This window comes from Pseudonocardia kongjuensis (assembly GCF_039526905.1).
GTDB classification, from domain to species: domain Bacteria; phylum Actinomycetota; class Actinomycetes; order Mycobacteriales; family Pseudonocardiaceae; genus Pseudonocardia; species Pseudonocardia kongjuensis.
In genome coordinates this window covers 1-16,913 of sequence record NZ_BAAAJK010000039.1, presented here as the reverse complement: position 1 = coordinate 16,913, position 16,913 = coordinate 1, and the positions used below count along the sequence as shown (strand labels likewise).

14 protein-coding genes are annotated in these 16,913 nt (G+C 75.0%); 6 read left to right on the top strand and 8 right to left on the bottom strand.

Going from position 1 to position 16,913, the window contains the following annotated elements; all coding sequences use genetic code 11:
* Positions 1-56: 56 nt before the first annotated feature.
* Both ABD160_RS26435 and ABD160_RS26430 read right to left on the bottom strand, forming a co-directional pair.
* Positions 57-1,466: a sensor histidine kinase gene (locus ABD160_RS26435; protein WP_344027225.1), complete on the bottom strand. Its 1,410-nt coding sequence runs from the start codon at positions 1,464-1,466 to the stop codon at positions 57-59.
* Positions 1,463-2,203: a response regulator transcription factor gene (locus ABD160_RS26430; protein ID WP_344027223.1), complete on the bottom strand. Its 741-nt coding sequence runs from the start codon at positions 2,201-2,203 to the stop codon at positions 1,463-1,465. Before ABD160_RS26430 ends, ABD160_RS26435 begins: the two co-directional genes overlap by 4 nt.
* A 93-nt stretch (positions 2,204-2,296) precedes the next feature.
* Here ABD160_RS26430 and ABD160_RS26425 point away from each other — a divergent pair, with 93 nt between their 5' ends.
* The 3 genes from ABD160_RS26425 to ABD160_RS26415 all read left to right on the top strand — a co-directional run bounded on the left by ABD160_RS26425 (position 2,297) and on the right by ABD160_RS26415 (position 6,368).
* Positions 2,297-4,381: a TRAP transporter permease gene (locus ABD160_RS26425; protein WP_344027221.1), complete on the top strand. Its 2,085-nt coding sequence runs from the start codon at positions 2,297-2,299 to the stop codon at positions 4,379-4,381.
* The gene (locus ABD160_RS26420) at positions 4,378-5,370 is read left to right on the top strand and encodes a TAXI family TRAP transporter solute-binding subunit (RefSeq protein ID WP_344027219.1); all 993 of its coding nucleotides are present in this window, start codon (positions 4,378-4,380) and stop codon (positions 5,368-5,370) included. Before ABD160_RS26425 ends, ABD160_RS26420 begins: the two co-directional genes overlap by 4 nt.
* Positions 5,371-5,444: 74 nt before the next feature.
* On the top strand, positions 5,445-6,368 hold the full coding sequence (locus tag ABD160_RS26415; RefSeq protein WP_344027218.1) for a TAXI family TRAP transporter solute-binding subunit: 924 nt from the start codon (positions 5,445-5,447) through the stop codon (positions 6,366-6,368).
* Between the two features lie 16 nt (positions 6,369-6,384).
* On the opposite strand, the gene ABD160_RS26410 is transcribed toward ABD160_RS26415, so the two are convergent.
* On the bottom strand, positions 6,385-7,383 hold the full coding sequence (locus ABD160_RS26410) for a Bug family tripartite tricarboxylate transporter substrate binding protein (RefSeq protein WP_344027216.1): 999 nt from the start codon (positions 7,381-7,383) through the stop codon (positions 6,385-6,387).
* 81 nt (positions 7,384-7,464) lie between these two features.
* Here ABD160_RS26410 and ABD160_RS26405 point away from each other — a divergent pair, with 81 nt between their 5' ends.
* Positions 7,465-9,090 (top strand): sensor histidine kinase, encoded by a 1,626-nt coding sequence (locus tag ABD160_RS26405; protein ID WP_344027214.1) that lies wholly within the window; start codon positions 7,465-7,467, stop codon positions 9,088-9,090.
* On the top strand, positions 9,087-9,773 hold the full coding sequence (locus ABD160_RS26400) for a response regulator (RefSeq protein WP_344027212.1): 687 nt from the start codon (positions 9,087-9,089) through the stop codon (positions 9,771-9,773). The genes ABD160_RS26405 and ABD160_RS26400 overlap by 4 nt, the downstream gene beginning before the upstream one ends.
* On the opposite strand, the gene ABD160_RS26395 is transcribed toward ABD160_RS26400, so the two are convergent.
* The 4 genes from ABD160_RS26395 to ABD160_RS26380 all read right to left on the bottom strand — a co-directional run bounded on the left by ABD160_RS26395 (position 9,755) and on the right by ABD160_RS26380 (position 13,311).
* On the bottom strand, positions 9,755-10,678 hold the full coding sequence (locus ABD160_RS26395; protein ID WP_344027210.1) for an alpha/beta fold hydrolase: 924 nt from the start codon (positions 10,676-10,678) through the stop codon (positions 9,755-9,757). The two genes, ABD160_RS26400 and ABD160_RS26395, sit on opposite strands and share 19 nt — an antisense overlap.
* 135 nt (positions 10,679-10,813) lie before the next feature.
* A complete protein-coding gene (gene mihF / locus ABD160_RS26390) occupies positions 10,814-11,125 on the bottom strand; it encodes an integration host factor, actinobacterial type (RefSeq protein WP_085916071.1) in 312 nt (103 codons plus the stop codon).
* Positions 11,126-11,322: 197 nt separating this feature from the next.
* Positions 11,323-11,793 carry a hypothetical protein gene (locus ABD160_RS26385; RefSeq protein ID WP_344027205.1) on the bottom strand — a complete coding sequence of 157 codons (471 nt, stop codon included), beginning with the start codon at positions 11,791-11,793 and terminating at the stop codon, positions 11,323-11,325.
* Positions 11,794-11,874: 81 nt separating this feature from the next.
* On the bottom strand, positions 11,875-13,311 hold the full coding sequence (locus tag ABD160_RS26380; RefSeq protein WP_344027203.1) for an NAD(P)/FAD-dependent oxidoreductase: 1,437 nt from the start codon (positions 13,309-13,311) through the stop codon (positions 11,875-11,877).
* Between the two features lie 311 nt (positions 13,312-13,622).
* Here ABD160_RS26380 and ABD160_RS26375 point away from each other — a divergent pair, with 311 nt between their 5' ends.
* Positions 13,623-15,200, top strand: a complete 1,578-nt coding sequence (locus tag ABD160_RS26375) for an asparagine synthase-related protein (RefSeq protein ID WP_344027201.1) — start codon at positions 13,623-13,625, stop codon at positions 15,198-15,200.
* Positions 15,201-15,222: 22 nt separating this feature from the next.
* Here ABD160_RS26375 and ABD160_RS26370 read toward each other — a convergent pair.
* A partial coding sequence (locus tag ABD160_RS26370; RefSeq protein ID WP_344027199.1) for an LCP family protein occupies positions 15,223-16,913 on the bottom strand: 1,691 nt, incomplete at its 5' end.

Genomic DNA, 16,913 nt, shown 5'->3' with positions numbered 1-16,913 from the left:
CGGCCCCGGGGTTCGAGATCGGCCCCGGGGTGCGACGGGGGCGGCCGGGCGGCGGCTCAGGCCGGCGGGTGCACCGGCCAGACGGTGCGCACCACGAGACCGGACGGCTCGTTGTGCGCGACGGTCAGGGTGCCCCCGCTGCCCGCCACCAGCTGCTCGGCGATCGCGACGCCCAGCCCGGAGCCGGGCCGGTTCGCCGACCGCGCGGACCGCCAGAACCGGGTCCGCACGTGCGGCAGCTCCGCACTGCCCACCCCCGGGCCGCGGTCGGCGACCTCGATCACCACCCGGCCCGGTCCGGGGCCGGGCGGCCCGGTGCACACCCGCACCACGGCCGGTGCGCCCGCGGCGTGCAGCTGGACGTTCTCCAGCAGGATGTCGAGCACCCGTTCGACGGCCTGCGGCCGGGCCGCCAGCGCCGGGACGTCCGGCCCGGCGGGGCTCTCGAAGGTCAGTCCGGGGAGCCGCCCGGCCCACCGCTGACCGGTCCGGCGGAGCACGGTCGCCGGATCGACCGGTTCCGCGCCGCCGGTCGGGACCCCCGCCCGGGCCAGGGTGAGCAGCTCCTCGGTCACCTCGGAGAGCCGGTTCACCTCGCGCACCGCGGCGTCCAGCGGGGCCCGTGCCGCCGCCGGGCCGCCGGCCAGCCTCAGCTCCAGCAGGTCGATCTGCAGGCGCAGCGCGGTGAGCGGGTTGCGCAGCTCGTGCGAGGCGTCGGTGACGAACTGGTCCTGGCGGGCCAGCAGGGTCCGGGTGCCGTCCACCATCCGGTCGAACGACGCGGCCAGCGAGCGCAGCTCGGGTGTCGCGTGCCGGACCCGGACCGGATGGTCGAGATCGCCGCCGGCGACCCGCTCGGCGGCGCGTTCCAGCAGCCGCAGCGGATGCAGCACCCAGCGTCCGAGCGGGAGCGCGACCGCCCCGACGACCAGCAGCAGCCCCAGCAGCCCGATCGCCGTCACCAGCAGCAGGTACTGCCGCACCGCGGCCGCCTCGGGCTCGACCGGGGAGATGGTGACCGCGGCGCCGAGGGTCTGCGCGTCCGCGCCGACCGGCTGCGCCGCCACGTAGTCGCCGCCGCTCCACGGCCGGATCGGCGGCAGCGGACCGGCCGGTGCGCCCGCCAGCGCCCGCCGGATCGCGCGGGCCACGTCGGGCCGTTGCGCGTCCCCGTCGCCGAGCAGTCCGGGCCGGGAGGCGGCGAGGGTCCGGCCCTCCAGGTCGACGACGGCCACGGCGACCCCGTGCACCTGCTCGAACCGCGCCATCTCCTGCCCGACGGCGCCCCACCGGTCGGTCTGGAACGCGAGGATCGACAGGTCGGCGAACCGGGCCGTGTCGGTGGCCCTGGCCAGCGCCAGGCCCTGCGCGGTGCGCGCCCCGTGGTCCTGCACCACGAACCAGCCGGTGAGCACGGTGAGCACGCCGAGCAGCGTGCCGAGCAGCACCGCGACCCGGCGTCTCACGGCCCCTCCACCCGGGCGGCCAGCCGGTAGCCGACCCCGCGGACGGTCCGCACCATCGAGCGGTCGCCGAGCTTGCCGCGCAGCGCGGACACGTGGACGTCGAGCGTGCGCGAGTCGCCGACCCAGCTGGAGCCCCACACCTGCTCGGCGATCGTCTCCCGCTCGACCACCCGGCCGGCGGCCCGGATGAGCAGGCTCAGCAGGTCGAACTCCTTGCAGGACAGCTGCTCGGCGGCGGCGCCGGGATCACCCCGCGGGGTGGAGGGGACGAGCCGGCGCTGCCCCGGGTGCAGCACCGCGGGGCTGCGCGGGGCGCCGGTCTCGGGATGCAGGTACACCGGGCCGGCCGGTGCCGACCGCGCGGTGGACCGGCCGGAGCGCCGCAGCACCGCGCGCACCCGGGCGAGCAGCTCCTGCATGCCGAACGGCTTGACGACGTAGTCGTCGGCGCCCGCCTCCAGCCCCTGCACCCGCAGCGCCTGCTCGCCGCGGGCGGTGACCAGGATGACGGGGGCGTCGGTGAGCTCGCGGATCGACCGGATCAGCCCGATCCCGTCGCCGTCGGGCAGCCTGCGGTCGAGCAGCACCAGATCGGGGTCCTGGCGCCGGACGGCGTCGTAGCCGTCGGCGACCGTCCGCACCCGCTGGACCCGGAATCCGTTGAGCTGCAGCGCGCCGCCGACCGCGTCGGCGACGCCGTCGTCGTCCTCGACGACGAGTACCCGACCGGGTCCCATCGATTCGTCCTCCTCTGTCGAGTGTTAACCCAACGTAAGTTCTCACGGTTGCGCGCCGCACCGCACGGGGCGCGCCCCATAGCGTCCGCCGCCATGGTGCAGGCAGAGACGCGGCACACCTCCGGGGACGACGACGGGGCTGTTCCCGTCCCGCCGGTTCCGGGACCGGGATCCGGTCCGGGAACCGAGCACGACGAGGAGAAGCCGGGCCGGGTCCTGGGAGGCCCGGTCAACATACTGGTGGGGATCGTCTGCGCCGCGGTGTCGGTGTTCGCGGTGGTGCAGGTCCTCGATCCGCTCACCCGCGGGATCCAGTTCTATCTGATGATCTTCCTGGCGGCCACGCTGCCGCTGGTGTTCCTCGCCTACCGGTGCGGGATGCCGGCCCGGTTGCGGAACCGGTCCGGGATCGTCGGGCTGATCGACGGCGAGACGCCCCGGCCGCTGGACTGGACGCTCGCCGTGCTGGCGCTGCTGGTCGCCGCCTACCCGATGCTGCCGTTCCCGATCCTCGGTGGCGGTGGCGGCTTCGACGCCTTCCTGGACCGGCAGGGGCTGCTGGTCACCGCCGACGTGGTGGCGGGCGGCCTGCTCACCCTGCTGGTGCTCGAGGCGTGCCGGCGGACGACCGGCTGGATCCTGCCGGCGATCTGCCTGGTGTTCATCGGGTACGGCTACTACGGCGGGCTGCTCCCGCAGGGCTGGGAGATCGCGCACCGCGGCCTGGACTTCTCCCAGATCGTGAACGCGCTCTACAACGACGCGTCCGGCTTCTACGGCACACCGCTGGCGGTCGCCGCGTCCTACATCGTGCTGTTCACCCTCTACGGGGTGGTGCTGGAGTACTCCGGCGCCGGCCGCTTCTTCGTCGACCTGTCGCTGGGCCTGACCGGCCGCTCCAGCGGCGGCCCCGGCCGCGCGGTCACGATGACCGGGTTCCTGCTCGGGACGGTGTCCGGTTCCGGCGCCGCGACCACGGTGACCCTCGGGTCGGTGGCCTGGCCGGTGCTGCGCCGCGCGGGCTACCCGCGCGAGGCGGGCGGCGGGCTGCTCGCCGCCGCCGGGATCGGCGCGATCCTGTCCCCGCCCACGCTCGGTGCGGCGGCGTTCATCATCGCCGAGTACCTGGCCGTGCCCTACCTGCAGGTCCTGGTCTGGGCGGTCGTGCCCAGCCTGCTCTACTACCTCGGCGTCGTGCTCGCCGTCGAGATCGGTGCGCGCCGGCTGCGCACCACCTCGGTCGACGTCGACCTGCCGGCCCCGGGCCGGACCCTGCTCCGCTACGGCTACCACCTGGTGTCGCTGGTGGTCATGGTCGCCGCACTGGTCATGAACGTGTCCGCTCCCCGCGCGGTCCTGCTCGCGACGCTCACCGCGTTCCTGCTGTCCTTCCTGGACCGCCGAAACGCGATGACGCCGGTCAGGATCTACCAGGCACTCGTCGGTGGTGCCCGGGCGGTGCTCCCGGTCGTCGCGGTCTGCGCGGCGGCCGGGATCATCACCGCGACCGTCACGAAGACCGGTCTCGGCCTGCAGTTCGCGTCGCTGCTGGTGCGCGGCGCCGAGCAGCTCGGCGCCGGGAACGACGTCGCGGTGCTGCTGCTGACGGTGGTCTTCGCCGCGCTGGCGGTGTCGCTGCTCGGCCTGGCCGTGCCGGTCACCGCGTCGTTCATCATCAGCTGGGTCATCATCGGACCGGCGCTGATCGAGCTCGGGGTCGGCGCCCCGCAGGTCGCGATGTTCATCTTCTACTTCGCGGTGCTCTCCGAGGTGACCCCGCCGACCGCGCTGGCGGCGGTCGCCGCGGCCGCGATCACCGGCGGCAACGCGATCGGGACGATGTGGCAGACGCTGCGGGTCACGCTGCCCGCGTTCCTGGTGCCGATCGCGATCGTGGCCACCCCGGCCGGTCAGGGCGTGCTGCTGCAGGGCGACCCGCTGACGATGCTCGGCGCGGCCGGGGCCTGCGCGCTGGCGGTGGCCGCGCTCGCCGGGGTCACCGGCGGCTGGATCGTCGGCCCGGCGAACCCCGCCGAACGGCTGCTGCTGCTCCCCGCCGCCCTGCTCCTGCTCTACCTGCACCCGTTCACCGCCGCGATCGGCATCGGCTTCGCCGTGCTCGCCGTGGCCGTCCATCTCGTCCGTCGTGCCCGAACCCCCAAGGAGTCCACCACATGAGACACAACCGAGTGTGGGTGCTCGCCGCCGCCGCGTCGGTGCTCGCACTGCTCGCCGGCTGCGGCGGGCAGCAGTCGGCGACCGCCGCGAACACCGCACCCACCGGGGCCTGCGAGGTCACCGAACCGGTCCGGATCTCGATCGCCACCGGCAACGCCAGCGGGGTGTTCTACGCGCTCGGCGGCGGGATCGCCGAGGTGCTGGGGCGCACCACCGGCGGCACGGTGCGCGCGAACGCCGCCGAGACCGGCGCCTCGGTGCAGAACGTCGAGCAGCTCGGTACCGGCGACTACCAGATCGCGTTCTCCACCGCGGACACCGCGGTGGACGCGGTGCGCGGGACCGGGAGCTTCGCACCGGAGCCGCGGAAGATCGTCGCGCTGGCCCGGCTCTACACCAGCACCGTGCAGGTCGTCGTCCGCAAGGACCGCAACATCGCCTCGCTGGCCGACCTGGACGGCAAGCGGGTCTCCACCGGCTCGCCGCGATCGGGTACCGAGGTGGTGGCGAACCGGCTGCTGGAGACGGCGGGCGTGCAGGCGCACGCCCAGCGGCTCGACCTGGGGACCAGTGTGGACGGCCTGCGGGACGGCTCGCTGGACGCCCTGATCTGGGTGGGCGGCCTGCCCACCCCGGCGCTGATCGACCTGTTCGCCTCCGCCGGTGACGAGGTGTCGCTGCTCGACATCGCCGCGGTGCTGCCCGCCATGGAGCGGCTCAACGCCGCCTACGAGCCGGGCAGTGTCCCGGCCGCCGTCTACGGCACCGAGGCGGACACCCCGAGCATCGGTGTCGGCAACTACCTGCTGGCCCGCGACGACATCGATCCCGCGCTGGCCTGCGTGGTCACCACCGCGGTGGTGGAGAACGTCGAGCAGCTCACCACGGTGAACCGGGCCGCCGCCGAGATCAGCGCCGAGACCATCGGGGAGACCGGTGAGGTGCCGCTGGCACCCGGGTCGCTGCAGGCCGTCGAGGGGCTGGGCTGATCGGGACCCGCGTACCGCGGCGCCGCGGCGGCCCGGCCGTCGCGGCGCCGCTGGCCGTACTGCCTGCGCTGGTCGTGCCGGCTGTACTGGTGCTGCTGGCCGGCTGCGGCGCCGCGGCCCCGCCCGGCCTGCCCGGTGACGCGATGGTCGCGACGGGCAACGAGGGCGGCGTGTTCGTGACGATCGGCCGGGAGCTCGCCCGGGCCGTCCCGGTCGCCGATGGCACGGTGTCGGTGGTCCGGACCGACGGGTCGGTGGCCAACCTGGTGCGGCTCACCGGCGGCAGCGCCGACGTCGGGTTCAGCCTGGCCGACACCGCGGAGGCCGCGTTCGGCGGCACCGGCCCGTTCGAGGCGCCGCAGCCGGTGTGCGCGCTGGCCCGGCTCTACGACAGCTACGTCCAGGTCGTGGTGCGCGCCGACAGCGGCGTCACCCGGTTCGACGGGCTGCGTGGCCGCCGGATCGCGATCGGCTCGGCCGAGTCGGGATCGGCGCTGGTCGCGAACCGGCTGCTGGACGCGGCCGGGCTGGTCCCGGGGCGCGACGTACGGACCGTGCACGCCGATCTCGCCGCCGCGACGGCCGCGCTGGAGGCCGGCGGGATCGACGCGATGATCTGGCTCGGCGGCCTGCCCACCGCCGCGGTCGCCGACCTGGCCGCCCGGGTGCCGCTGGCCCTGGTCGACCTGGACGGGGTGACCACCGCGCTCGACGACCGTTACGACGACGTCTACCGGCCGAGCACCGTCCCGGCCTCGGTGTACGGCACGCCCGCCCCGGTCCGCACGCTGAGCATCACCAACTACCTGATGGCGTCGACCGCGATGCCGCCGGACGAGGTGCGGGCGTGGCTGGGGGCGCTGTTCAGCGAGCGGGTCGCCGGATCGCACCGGGAGGCCGAGCGGCTGAACCCGCGCACCGCCATCGGGACCGGCTCCATCCCGCTCTGCGCCGGGGCCGCCGAGGCGTACCGCGAGCTGGGCCGCGGGGACCGGTGACCGGCCCGCGCCCGGCTCACGGCCCGCCCAGCCCCATCCGGCCCAGCATCCCGGCGACCCGCTCGTCCTCGGCGTGCAGGAACTCGCCGAACCGGTCCCCGGGCAGCCACACGTCCCGCCAGCCGTTGGCCCGCAGCACCTCCTGCCACTCCGGGGTCTCCCGCATCCGGGCGAACAGGTCCACCAGCGCGGCCCGCGCGCCGGGATCGAGACCGGGCGGCGCGACGATGCCGCGCCAGTTGCTGAACTCGACGTCCACACCGGACTCGCGCAGGGTCGGCACGGCCAGCCCGGGCACCCGCTCGTCGGCGGTGACGGCGAGCGCGCGCAGCGAACCGGTGCCGAGCTGGTCGGCGAACTCGCCGAGACCGGAGACGCCGACCGCGACCTCGCCGGCCAGCAGGGCGGCGAGCAGCGCCCCGCCGCCGTCGTGGTTGACGTAGTCGACCCGCTCCGGCGGGATGCCGGCGCCCTCGGCCAGCAGCATCGTCGCGAGATGGTCCGGGCCGCCGCCGGTCGAGCCGCCGCCGACCGGCAGCGCCGCCGGATCGGCGCGCCAGGTGTCGATCAGGTCGCGCACGTCGCGCAGCGGCGACCCGGCCGCGACGACGACGATCTCCGACTCCTCGATCAGCCGGGCGACCGGGGTGGTGTTCGCCAGCGTCACCCGCGGGTCCTGGGAGGCGACCGCGCCGACCACGCCGAGGCCCATGCTCAGCAGCAGCCGGTCGTTGCCGGTCTCGTTCACCAGCCTGCCGAGCCCGGCGACGCCACCGGCGCCGGGCAGGTTGAACACCTCCACCGGATCGGCGAGCCCGGTGTCGGACAGCGTCCTGGCGGCGCTGCGGGCGGTCACGTCGAAGCCGCCGCCGGGCACGTTCGGGACGAGCATCCGCAGGCCGTGCGGGGTGGAGGGGCCGGGAACGGCGAGGTCGCGGACGGCCGGGACGGCGGGCGCGACGGCGAGGCAGGCGAGCACCGCGACGAGCGCCACCAGCCACCGTCCCCGGCCCATCACACCCCCCGACCCCGTCCGGGCCGCATTGTGCCGTGACGGTCGGTGCCACGGCGAACGGCGGGCGAATAGGCTCGGCGCATGCGACGGCGCGCCGGGGGAGCGGGCGGCCCGCTGGCACGCCAGTTCCTGGTGTGGCAGCTGGTCGTCGTCGCGCTGCTGCTGGGCGCGGTGGCGGCGCTGGCGGCGGTGCAGGCGGCGGACTCGTTCCGGGAGACCCAGGGCCGCCGGATGCTGTCGGTGGCCGAGGACGTGGCGTCCGTCCCGACCGTGCGGGCCGCGCTGCAGACCAGCCGGCACGATCTGCTCCCGTCGTTCGCGCGCAGCGCGGAGAACCTGTCCGGGGCCGACCGGATCGAGATCGTCGACGCCGGGCTGGTGGTGCGGACCTCACCGGACCCGTCGCGGGAGAGCACCCACTTCGACCCGGGTCGGAGCACCGCGCCGTTCGGCCGGGCCTGGATCGGCGAGCAGGCCGGGCGGACGGTCGTCGCGCAGGTCCCGGTGATCGGCGACGAGGGCACCGTCGTCGGGCTGGTGTCGGCCGGGATCCGGGCGCCCGCGCTGTGGTCGTACCTGGCCGGGGCCCGGGCCGAGTCGGTGACGCTGCTCGGGCTGGCGCTGGGCATCGGCGTCGCCGGGTCGCTGTTGCTGGCCCGCCGGGTCCGCCGGCAGACCCTCGGCCTGGAACCGGACGAGATCGTCGAGCTGGTGCAGCGCCGGGAGGCGATGCTGCTCGGCATCAAGGAGGGCGTCGTCGGGCTGGACACCGCGGACCGGATCACCCTGCTCAATCCGGTCGCCCGGGAGCTGCTGGAGCTGCCCGCGGCCCGGCCCGGCGACCACGTCGCCGAGCTGGATCTCGACGACCGGCTGCGCGAGGTGCTCACCGGCGCGGCGACCGGCGAGGATCAGCTGGTGCTGCGCGGCTCGCGCGCGCTGGTGCTGAACCGGATGCCGGTCCGGCTCGACGGCCGGGAGGTGGGCGCCGTCGTCACCCTGCGGGACCGGACCGAGCTGACCACCCTGCAGCACCGGCTGGACGCCTCGCACACGGTCACCGACACGCTGCGGGCGCAGGCGCACGAGTTCTCCAACCGGCTGCACACCATCGCCGGGCTGACCGAGCTCGGCGAGCACGACGAGGTGCGCCGGTTCGTGTCCGGGATCGTCGCGGCGTCCGAGGGCTGGCGGCGGGAGGTGTCCGGCCGGGTCGGGGACCCGGCGACGGCGGCGCTGCTGGTCGCGAAGAACAGCCAGGCCGCCGAGCGGGGTGTGACGCTGGAGCTGGCGCCGGACACCCGGCTGGCCCCGACCGACCCGGAGCGCGACCCGGACCTGTCCGCCGACCTGGTGACGGTGCTGGGGAACCTGATCGACAACGCGGTGGACGCGACCGCGTCGACGCCCCCGGGATCGGTGCGCCGGGTCGAGATCGGGCTGACCGGCGGGGGCGACGACCCGGTGCGGGTCGAGGTCCGCGACTCCGGGCCGGGGGTCGCGTCCGGGCTCGCCGAGGAGGTGTTCCGCGCCGGGTTCAGCACCAAGGCCGCGGAGATCGGCGGCCGCGGGCTCGGTCTGGCACTGGCCCGTCAGGCCTGTCTGCGGCGAGGTGGCACGATCGCGGTGCGCGACACCGGGCAGGGACCGCCCGGCGCGGTGTTCGCGGCGATGTTGCCGCTGGTGCCGACGGAGGTGCGGACGTGAGGGTGCTCGTCGTCGACGACGACTTCATGGTCGCCAAGGTGCACTCCGGCTACGTGGAGCGGATCGCCGGCTGCACGGTCGTCGCGGTGGCGCACCGCGGCGAGGAGGCGCTGGAGCTCGCCGCGCAGCTGCGCCCCGATCTGGTGCTGCTCGACGTGTACCTGCCCGACATGTCCGGCCTGGAGGTGCTGTCCCGGCTCCGCACCGGCATGCCGGACGACCCGTTCGTGCTGGTCGTGACGGCGTCGGACGATCCGGCGACGGTCGCGGCCGCGCTGCACGGCGGGGCGCTGCACTACCTGGTGAAGCCGTTCGACTCGGCGGCGCTGGCCGCCCAGGTGCACCGGGCGTCCCGGATCCGGCGCGATCTGGACCGGGTGCGCGACCAGGCCGACATCGACCGGCTGTTCGGCGGCGGGGCCGTCGTCCCGGCCGCGGCGGCGGCCGGTGGGCGGGAGCGGATGCCGAAGGGGCTCACCACGCCGACCGCCGATCTGGTGGCGCGCACCCTGCGCGAGCACGGCGCGGACCTGTCGGCGTCGGAGTGCGCGGAGGCGGCGGAGCTGTCCCGGGTCAGCGCGCGCCGCTACCTGGAGCACTTCGTCTCCACCGGGGTGGTGACGGTGCGGCTGCGCTACGGCGGCACCGGCCGCCCGGAGCGCCGCTACCGCTGGGTGGGCTGAGCGGCCTGCGGGACCCCGGCCCCGGCGGCGTGCTCCAGCAGCAGCGCGGCGACCGGCCCGTGCACGACGGCGGGCAGCAGGTGCCCCATCCCGTCGACGGTGGCCGGCCGCGCGGCCGCCCCGATCCGGCCGGCCAGCAACCGCGCGTGCGGCGGCGGATGCACCGGGTCCTCCGGGCCCTCCACGACCAGCGTCGGCACGGTGATCCGGCCCAGCTCGGCGCCGCGGTCGAGTCCGGCCGGATCGGCCTCGGTGGTGTGCGCGGTGGACGGCTCGACCCGGCCGGAGTGCGCCATCACGGCCCGTTCCAGCGCGGCGTGCTCGGCCCGGTCGAACGGCAGCACGGTGCCGCACAGCCTGCGCCGGAACTCGACCCGCCAGGCCAGCTCGCCGCGCTCGTCGCGCGGGTCGTGCAGCTCCTGGCGCATCCGCAGGATCTCCCGGGCCGGCCCGGGCAGCCCGCCGCCGGACGGGCCCGCCGCGGTCGTGCCCTGGGGAGCCGTCTCCAGCGGGGTCGTGGCCAGCAGCGCGGCGCTCACCAGCCGGTCCGGGTGGTCGAGCGCGAGCAGCTGCACCAGCTCCCCGCCGAGCGCGGCACCGACGGCGTGCACCCGGTCGATCCCGCAGGCGTCCAGCACCCGCAGCGCGTCGGCGGCCAGATCGGCGAGCCGGTAGGGGCGCTCGTCGAACCGGTGCGCCGAACGCCCGGTGTCGCGGTGGTCGTAGCGGACCACCCGGTGCCGGGTGCGCAGCCGGTCGACCAGCGGATCCGGCCAGCGGCCCAGGCCGGTCTCGTCGGCCCCGGCGACGAGCAGCATCGGCGCGGCGGGCACCGCACCGTCGGCCGCGGGGAGGTCCTCCACCCACACGGTCACGCCGGGCTCGACCTCGACCTCGTGCTGCACGGCCGAAGCCTGCCAAACGGCACCGGCGCCCCGCGCGGGCGGGTCACCCGGCCCCGGACGTGCGACGACCCGGACCGCGTGCTGCGGGCCGGGTCGTCGCGGGCGAGGGTGGTGGCCCTCAGCCGACCTTCTCGCTCAGCCGACCTTCTCGATCAGGGCCGCGCGCTGACGCTCGCCGAGACCGGCGGCCCGGCGCGACGCGTCGATCCCGGCCTCCTCCATCACCTTGGAGACCTTCGCCGGGCCCCAGCCCGGGACGCTCTTGAGCAGATCGGCGACCTTGGTCTTGCCGACGATCTGATCGGTCTTCGCGCGACCCAGGACCGCGGGGATGGTCTCCTCGCCGCTGGCGATCTTGTCGCGGAGCTCCTTGCGGGCGGTGCGCGCGGCGGCCGCCTTCTTGAGGGCCTCGGCGCGCTGTTCCGGGGTCAGTGTGGGCAGAGCCATCGCTGACGCCTCCTCTCGGTTCCACGCGCCCCGTTCCGGGGCGGATTGGTATCGCGGATCGCGGTACAGACTGGCAGAGACACCCTCACGACCTGCGGGAACCCCCTCCACGGGGCGTGTCGTGGCTGGTCACGCGCTGCTCGTCGCAGCCGGGCGACCGCCCGCCGCACCGGAAAGGTGAACTCTGTTGCCGCAGGTCAGCGGCATGAAGGCTCTCCGGGCCCGGGGATGCCGAGCGCGCCGCACAGGCCCGCGACGTCCCAGAGGATCCGCACCTCGTCGATCCGGCCCTGCCGCACCCGGGCCAGCTGCACCGCGGCGACCTGGGCCGGCCGGTGGGTGGCCGGAACGCCCGGCAGCAGCCAGGGCAGCTCGCGGTCGTGCACGAAGGAGAACCGGAGCTCGTCGGCGACCCGGCGCACGTCGAGCGTGCGGGAGACGCGGGTGCGCGCCCAGCCGGCGGGCAGCGCCGCCACCACGGCGTCCAGGTGGGCGAGCACCGGGCCGTGGCCGGTGCCGCCGGCCCCGGTGGGCAGCTCGGTCCAGCTGACGTCCGCGGCGAGGAGCGCGGCGGCCGCGGTGGTGTCCCGCCGGTCGTGCAGCCCGGCGACGACGTCGTCCCAGGTCCGCGCGATGTCGCGCATCAGCGTCTGCATGGCCGGGGTCACCCGGTCACGGTGCCACGGCGCGCCGCCGCGCGGAACGCCCGGACCCGCCGGGCCGGGGCGTTCCGCGCGTCCCGGAGGGGATCAGGCGGAGGCGGCCGGGCGCTGCGCCGGCCCGGACGGGGTGTTCGGGTCGATCTCGGGCCGGTGCTCGACGTTCTCGTGCGGGTGCGCGGAGTCGACGGCGGCGGCGTGCGGGTCCAGCGACCGGTCGTAGGACGCGGTGACGCTGATCAGCCGGTGCCCGCGGTAGCGCGCGTAGCGCAGCGACCGGACCCAGTTGAACAGCGTGCCGAGCCGGTTGCCCCAGCCGATCAGGAAGGCGACGTGCACGTAGCACCACAGCAGGTAGCCGAGCCAGCCGGTGACCTTGACGCCGCGGACGTCGGCGACGGCCTCGCGGGCGCCGATGGTGGCCATCGAGCCCTTGTCGAAGTAGCGGAACGGCGCCGGGGTGGTGTCGTCGCCCTTGGCCCGGGCAGCGATCAGCTTGCCGACGTAGGTGCCCTGCTGCATCGCGACCTGCGCGACGCCGGGCAGCCGGTCGATGGTCGAGACCATGTCGCCGACGGCGAAGACGTCCCTGCGCCCGGGCAGGCTGCAGTCCGGGTCGACCGACAGCCGGCCGGCCCGGTCGACCTCGGAGCCGGACGCCTTGGCGAGCAGCTCGGCCAGCGGGGACGCCTGCACGCCGGCCGCCCACACCTTGGTGCGGGCGGTGATCCGCTCCTCGCCGTTCGGGCCCTTCACGGTGATCGAGTCGGCGTCCATGTCGGTCGCCATGGTGTTCAGCCGGACCTCGATGCCCTTCTTCTCCAGCGTCTTCTTCGTGTAGCGCTGGAGCTTCTTGGCGAACGGCGGCAGCACGGCGGGCGCGGCGTCGAGCAGGATGATCCGCGCCTGCCGGGTGTCGATGGCCCGGTACTCGCGGGGCAGCACGTGCCGGGCCAGCTCGGACAGCTGCCCGGCCAGCTCGACGCCGGTCGGTCCGGCCCCGACGACGACGAAGGTCATCCAGGCCTGCTGCTCGGCCGGGTCCTCGGCCACCTCGGCCAGCTCGTAGGCGCCGAGGATGCGCGAGCGCAGCAGCCGGGCGTCCTCGATGGTCTTCATGCCGGGGGCGTGCTCGGACCACTCCGGGTGCCCGAAGTAGGCGTGCGTGGCGCCGGCGGCGACGACGAGGGTGTCGTAGGCCAGGTCGATCCGCTGCCCGTCCGGGGCGGCCGCGTGCACGATCTTGCCGTCCAGGTCGATCTCGCCGACCTCGGCGAGCAGGGTCCGGACGTTGCGCTGCTTCTTCAGCACCCGGCGCAGCGCCGGGGCGATCAGGCCGGGGGACAGGATCCCGGTCGCGACCTGGTAGAGCAGCGGCTGGAAGAGGTGGTGGTTGGTGCGGTCGACGATGGTGACGTCGACGTCGGCGCCCTTGAGTGCCTTGGCGGCCTGCACGCCGCCGAACCCACCGCCGACGATCACGACCTTGTGCCGGTCCTGTTGTCCGTCGTGCCCTGCCGTGCTCACTGGGTCCGCCCCTCGTAGGTCGCTCCGGTGCGCGGGGTGTCCGCGCCCTGCTCCACGGCCGGGTTGGCTCCTCCCGTCCCGAGCGGGGGCGGTCCTGGTGACTCGACGGTCGGTCGAGCGCGACGAGGGGCCGTCCGGCCAGTCCCCGACCGTACGAACACCGGCGCAACAGAGCAATCCGAAACGACCCGGAAACGCATCTCAGAGTCCGAACTCACACCTCGATCATGCACAAGCGAGATGCACGCTCATCCGGACGTGGGACCATGAATCGTATGTGCGGGATCGTCGCCGCTTTCGGCGGTACAGCAGTGGGACGACCGAAGGACACCGACAAGTACGAGCGGATGCTCGCCAGGGTGGCGCACCGCGGCCCCGACGACACCGGGATCCAGGTGGTCGGGAACTCCTGGCTCGGCCACCAGCGGCTGTCGATCATGGACGTGAGCGGTGGTCACCAGCCGATGTCCGACGCGGCCGAGACGGCCTGGATCGTCGGCAACGGTGAGATCTACAACCACGAGCGGATCAGCAAGGCGTTCCCGGACGGCACGGTGCGCACCAAGTCCGACACCGAGGCGGCGCTGCACGCGGTGATGTGGGACGGGCAGGTCGCCGTCGCCTCGCTGAACGGCATGTTCGCCGTCGCGATGGGCCGCAACGACGGCTCGGCCCTGGTCGCCAGGGACCCGTTCGGGGTGAAGCCGCTCTACTGGGTGCCCCCGACGCAGCTGGCCGACGGGGCCGGCGACACCGTCCCCTACACCGACCCGGACCCGCACGCGACGGTGCTGTTCGCCAGCGAGCTGCGGGCCTTCGACGAGTCCGACCGGCCCTACGTCGAGTCGTTCCCGCCCGGCTGCCTGTGGAGCCCGTCGTCCGGGCTGGTCCGGTTCGCCGAGTCGGTGCCGGTCGAGGTGCGTCCGGCGCGGCGCGCGATCCGTCCCGGCTGGGACGACGCCGACCTGTCCCGGGTCCGCGAGGCCGTCATCTCCGCGGTGCGCCGCCGGATGATGTCCGACGTCGGCGTGGGCGTGTTCCTCTCCGGCGGGCTGGACTCGGCGCTGGTCGCGGCGATCGCCGCGCAGGAGGCCCGGGCGCGCGGCGAGCAGCTGCCCACCTTCGCCGTCGGCACCGAGGACTCCGGCGACCTGATCGCGGCCCGCAAGGTCGCCGCGCACATCGGCTCGGACCACCACGAGATCCTGGTGACCGCCGAGGACATCGGCGAGGCGCTCGACCACGCCGTCGAGGTCATCGAGCACTACGACCCGGCGCTGGTCCGCAGCGCGGTGCCGAACCTGATCCTGGCCCGCGAGGCGGCGAAGAAGGTCAAGGTCGTGCTGACCGGGGAGGGCGCCGACGAGCTGTTCGCCGGGTACTCGTACACGCACGGGCCGGAGTACGCCGACCCGGACACCCTGCAGGCCGAGCTGGTCCGCTCGCTGGAGCAGCTGCACCACCTGAACCTGCAGCGCTGCGACCGCACCACGATGTACTTCGGGCTGGAGGCCCGCGAGCCGTTCCTGGACTCCGGCCTGGTCCGCACCGCGCTGGCGCTGCCCCCGGAGTGGAAGCAGCGCCCGGACGGCCGCCCGGAGAAGGCGATCCTGCGCGAGGCGTTCGAGGGCTGGCTGCCCGAGGACCTGCTGTGGCGGGGCAAGGAGCAGTTCGGCGACGGCTCCGGGGCGGGCACCGTGCTCGCCGAGCTGGCGGCCCGCAAGGCCGAGGCGGCGCGGCTGTCCGGGGAGACCCGCAGCGTGCCCGACCATCCCGAGCACTCCTGGCCGCTGCGCAGCGAGGAGGAGTTCCTCTACTACGAGATCTGGCAGTCGCACTTCGCCGGGATCCGCCCGGACCGCGTGCTGGGGGCCTTCGCCACCGCGTGACCGGGGCCCCGCCGCCGCGGGATCAGCCGGGGATCTCCTCCTCCTCGCCGGCCGGCACGTCGGCGGCACCGACCGCGGCGCACGCGTCCTCGACCGACTGGGGGGCGGCCGAGGCCGGCTCCTCCTCCTCGTCGGGCCCGGCGGTCTGCGTCGACGACGTGGCGGGGGCCTCGGTCGTCGGGCCCGGTTCCGTCGTCGGGGCGGCGAGGGCCGGGTCCGGGGCGGGCGGCGGGTCCGCGATCGCGTCCCGGACGACCTCGCGCATGTACTCGATGTCCGGGTCCGCGGTGACGAAGAAGCCGGTGGACGAGTTCGGGTCCGGCAGTGACGGGTCGAACGCGACGCTCTCCAGCCGGAAGCCCTCGTCGGCGAGCACGGCCAGCGCCGGCAGCACCTGCTGTGGCATGTCGGTGGCGACGTTGTCCCGGGTGACGGCCGCGATGCTCTGGAACCGGCCGATCAGCTCGGTCGCGCTGGTCTCGGTGATCACCGCCTGGATCAGGCAGCGCTGCCGGCCCATCCGCTGGTAGTCGGTGCCGTCCCGGCGGGAGCGCGCGAACCACAGCGCGTCCTCGCCGTTGAGGGTCTGCACGCCGGGCTGGATGTAGCGGTCCGGGGTGGTGTAGCGGCCGAACGCGGTGACCCCGCCGACCGGGACCGGATCCGGGCCGACGTTCACGGTGACCCCGCCGACCGCGTCGATCATGGCGGAGAAGCCCGCCATGTTGACCTCGAGGTAGTAGTCGATCGGCAGGCCGGTCATGTACGAGATGGTCGACTGCAGCAGGTTGATGCCGGGGAAGCGGGTCGGGCCCGGCGGCGCGATCTGCGGGTTCTGCTCGCCGTAGGCGTAGACGCCGTTGAGCAGGTAGTCCCCGGCCGAGCCGGACGGGTCGTTGAACCCGTTCGGGAACTCCTCCGCGGCCGGGGTGCCGGGCGGGAACTCGGCGCGCTGGATGTTGCGGGGGAGGCTGAACAGCGTCGTCCGCCCGGAGCGGGTGTCGATGCTGGCGAGCATCATCGTGTCGGTGCGGGTGCCCGCGCGGTCGTCGCCCGCGTCGCTGCCGAGCAGCAGCACGTTCAGCCGGGGCTTCCCGAGTGCCTCCGCGGCGGACGTCCCGCCGCCCTGGAACAGCGAGTTCAGCAGCCCGCGCTGGGAATTGAGCAGCTCGACGCCGTACCCGAACGGGACGGCCACGGTCAGGCACATCAGCGCCGCGGTCGCGGTGCCGAGGACCTTCTGGCCGAGCGGCATGCCGCGCGGCCGGGCGAGCGCGTAGGTGCGGGCGACCTGCGCGATCCAGCCGATCCCGCCGAGCACCAGCAGCCCGGCGATCACGGTGAGCGTGGTGGTGGACAGCAGGTTCTGCAGGAGCGTGGAGCGCCGGGCGAGCAGCACCAGCAGGGCGAGCGACACGACGACCGCGAGGACCGTCCCGAGGATCAGCCCGCCGGTGCGGCGGCGGCGCAGCGCGAGATGGCCGGACCCGGGGACGACCGCGGAGGCGGCGGTGAGGCCGAGCGCGGCGCCCAGGGTCGCCCGCGCGGTGTCCATCGGACGCCGGCGCGCCGGGGCGCCCGCCCGGTCCGCAGGGCGGTCCCCGGGGCGGTCGTCGGCCCGGTCGGCAGGGCGGTCGCTGGGACGCGGGGCGCCGCCGGGCCGGGCGCCGGGGCCGCGGCCGGACGGGTGGGCACCGCCGCGCGGGGCGCTGC

Bases quoted from the DNA above. Each gene is read 5' to 3' on its own strand.
- ABD160_RS26420 (WP_344027219.1), top strand. From the start codon at position 4,378: ATGAGACACAACCGAGTGTGGGTGCTCGCCGCCGCCGCGTCGGTGCTC.
- ABD160_RS26405 (WP_344027214.1), top strand. From the start codon at position 7,465: ATGCGACGGCGCGCCGGGGGAGCGGGCGGCCCGCTGGCACGCCAGTTC.
- ABD160_RS26430 (WP_344027223.1), bottom strand. From the start codon at position 2,203: ATGGGACCCGGTCGGGTACTCGTCGTCGAGGACGACGACGGCGTCGCC.
- ABD160_RS26425 (WP_344027221.1), top strand. From the start codon at position 2,297: ATGGTGCAGGCAGAGACGCGGCACACCTCCGGGGACGACGACGGGGCT.
- mihF (WP_085916071.1), bottom strand. From the start codon at position 11,125: ATGGCTCTGCCCACACTGACCCCGGAACAGCGCGCCGAGGCCCTCAAG.
- ABD160_RS26410 (WP_344027216.1), bottom strand. From the start codon at position 7,383: ATGGGCCGGGGACGGTGGCTGGTGGCGCTCGTCGCGGTGCTCGCCTGC.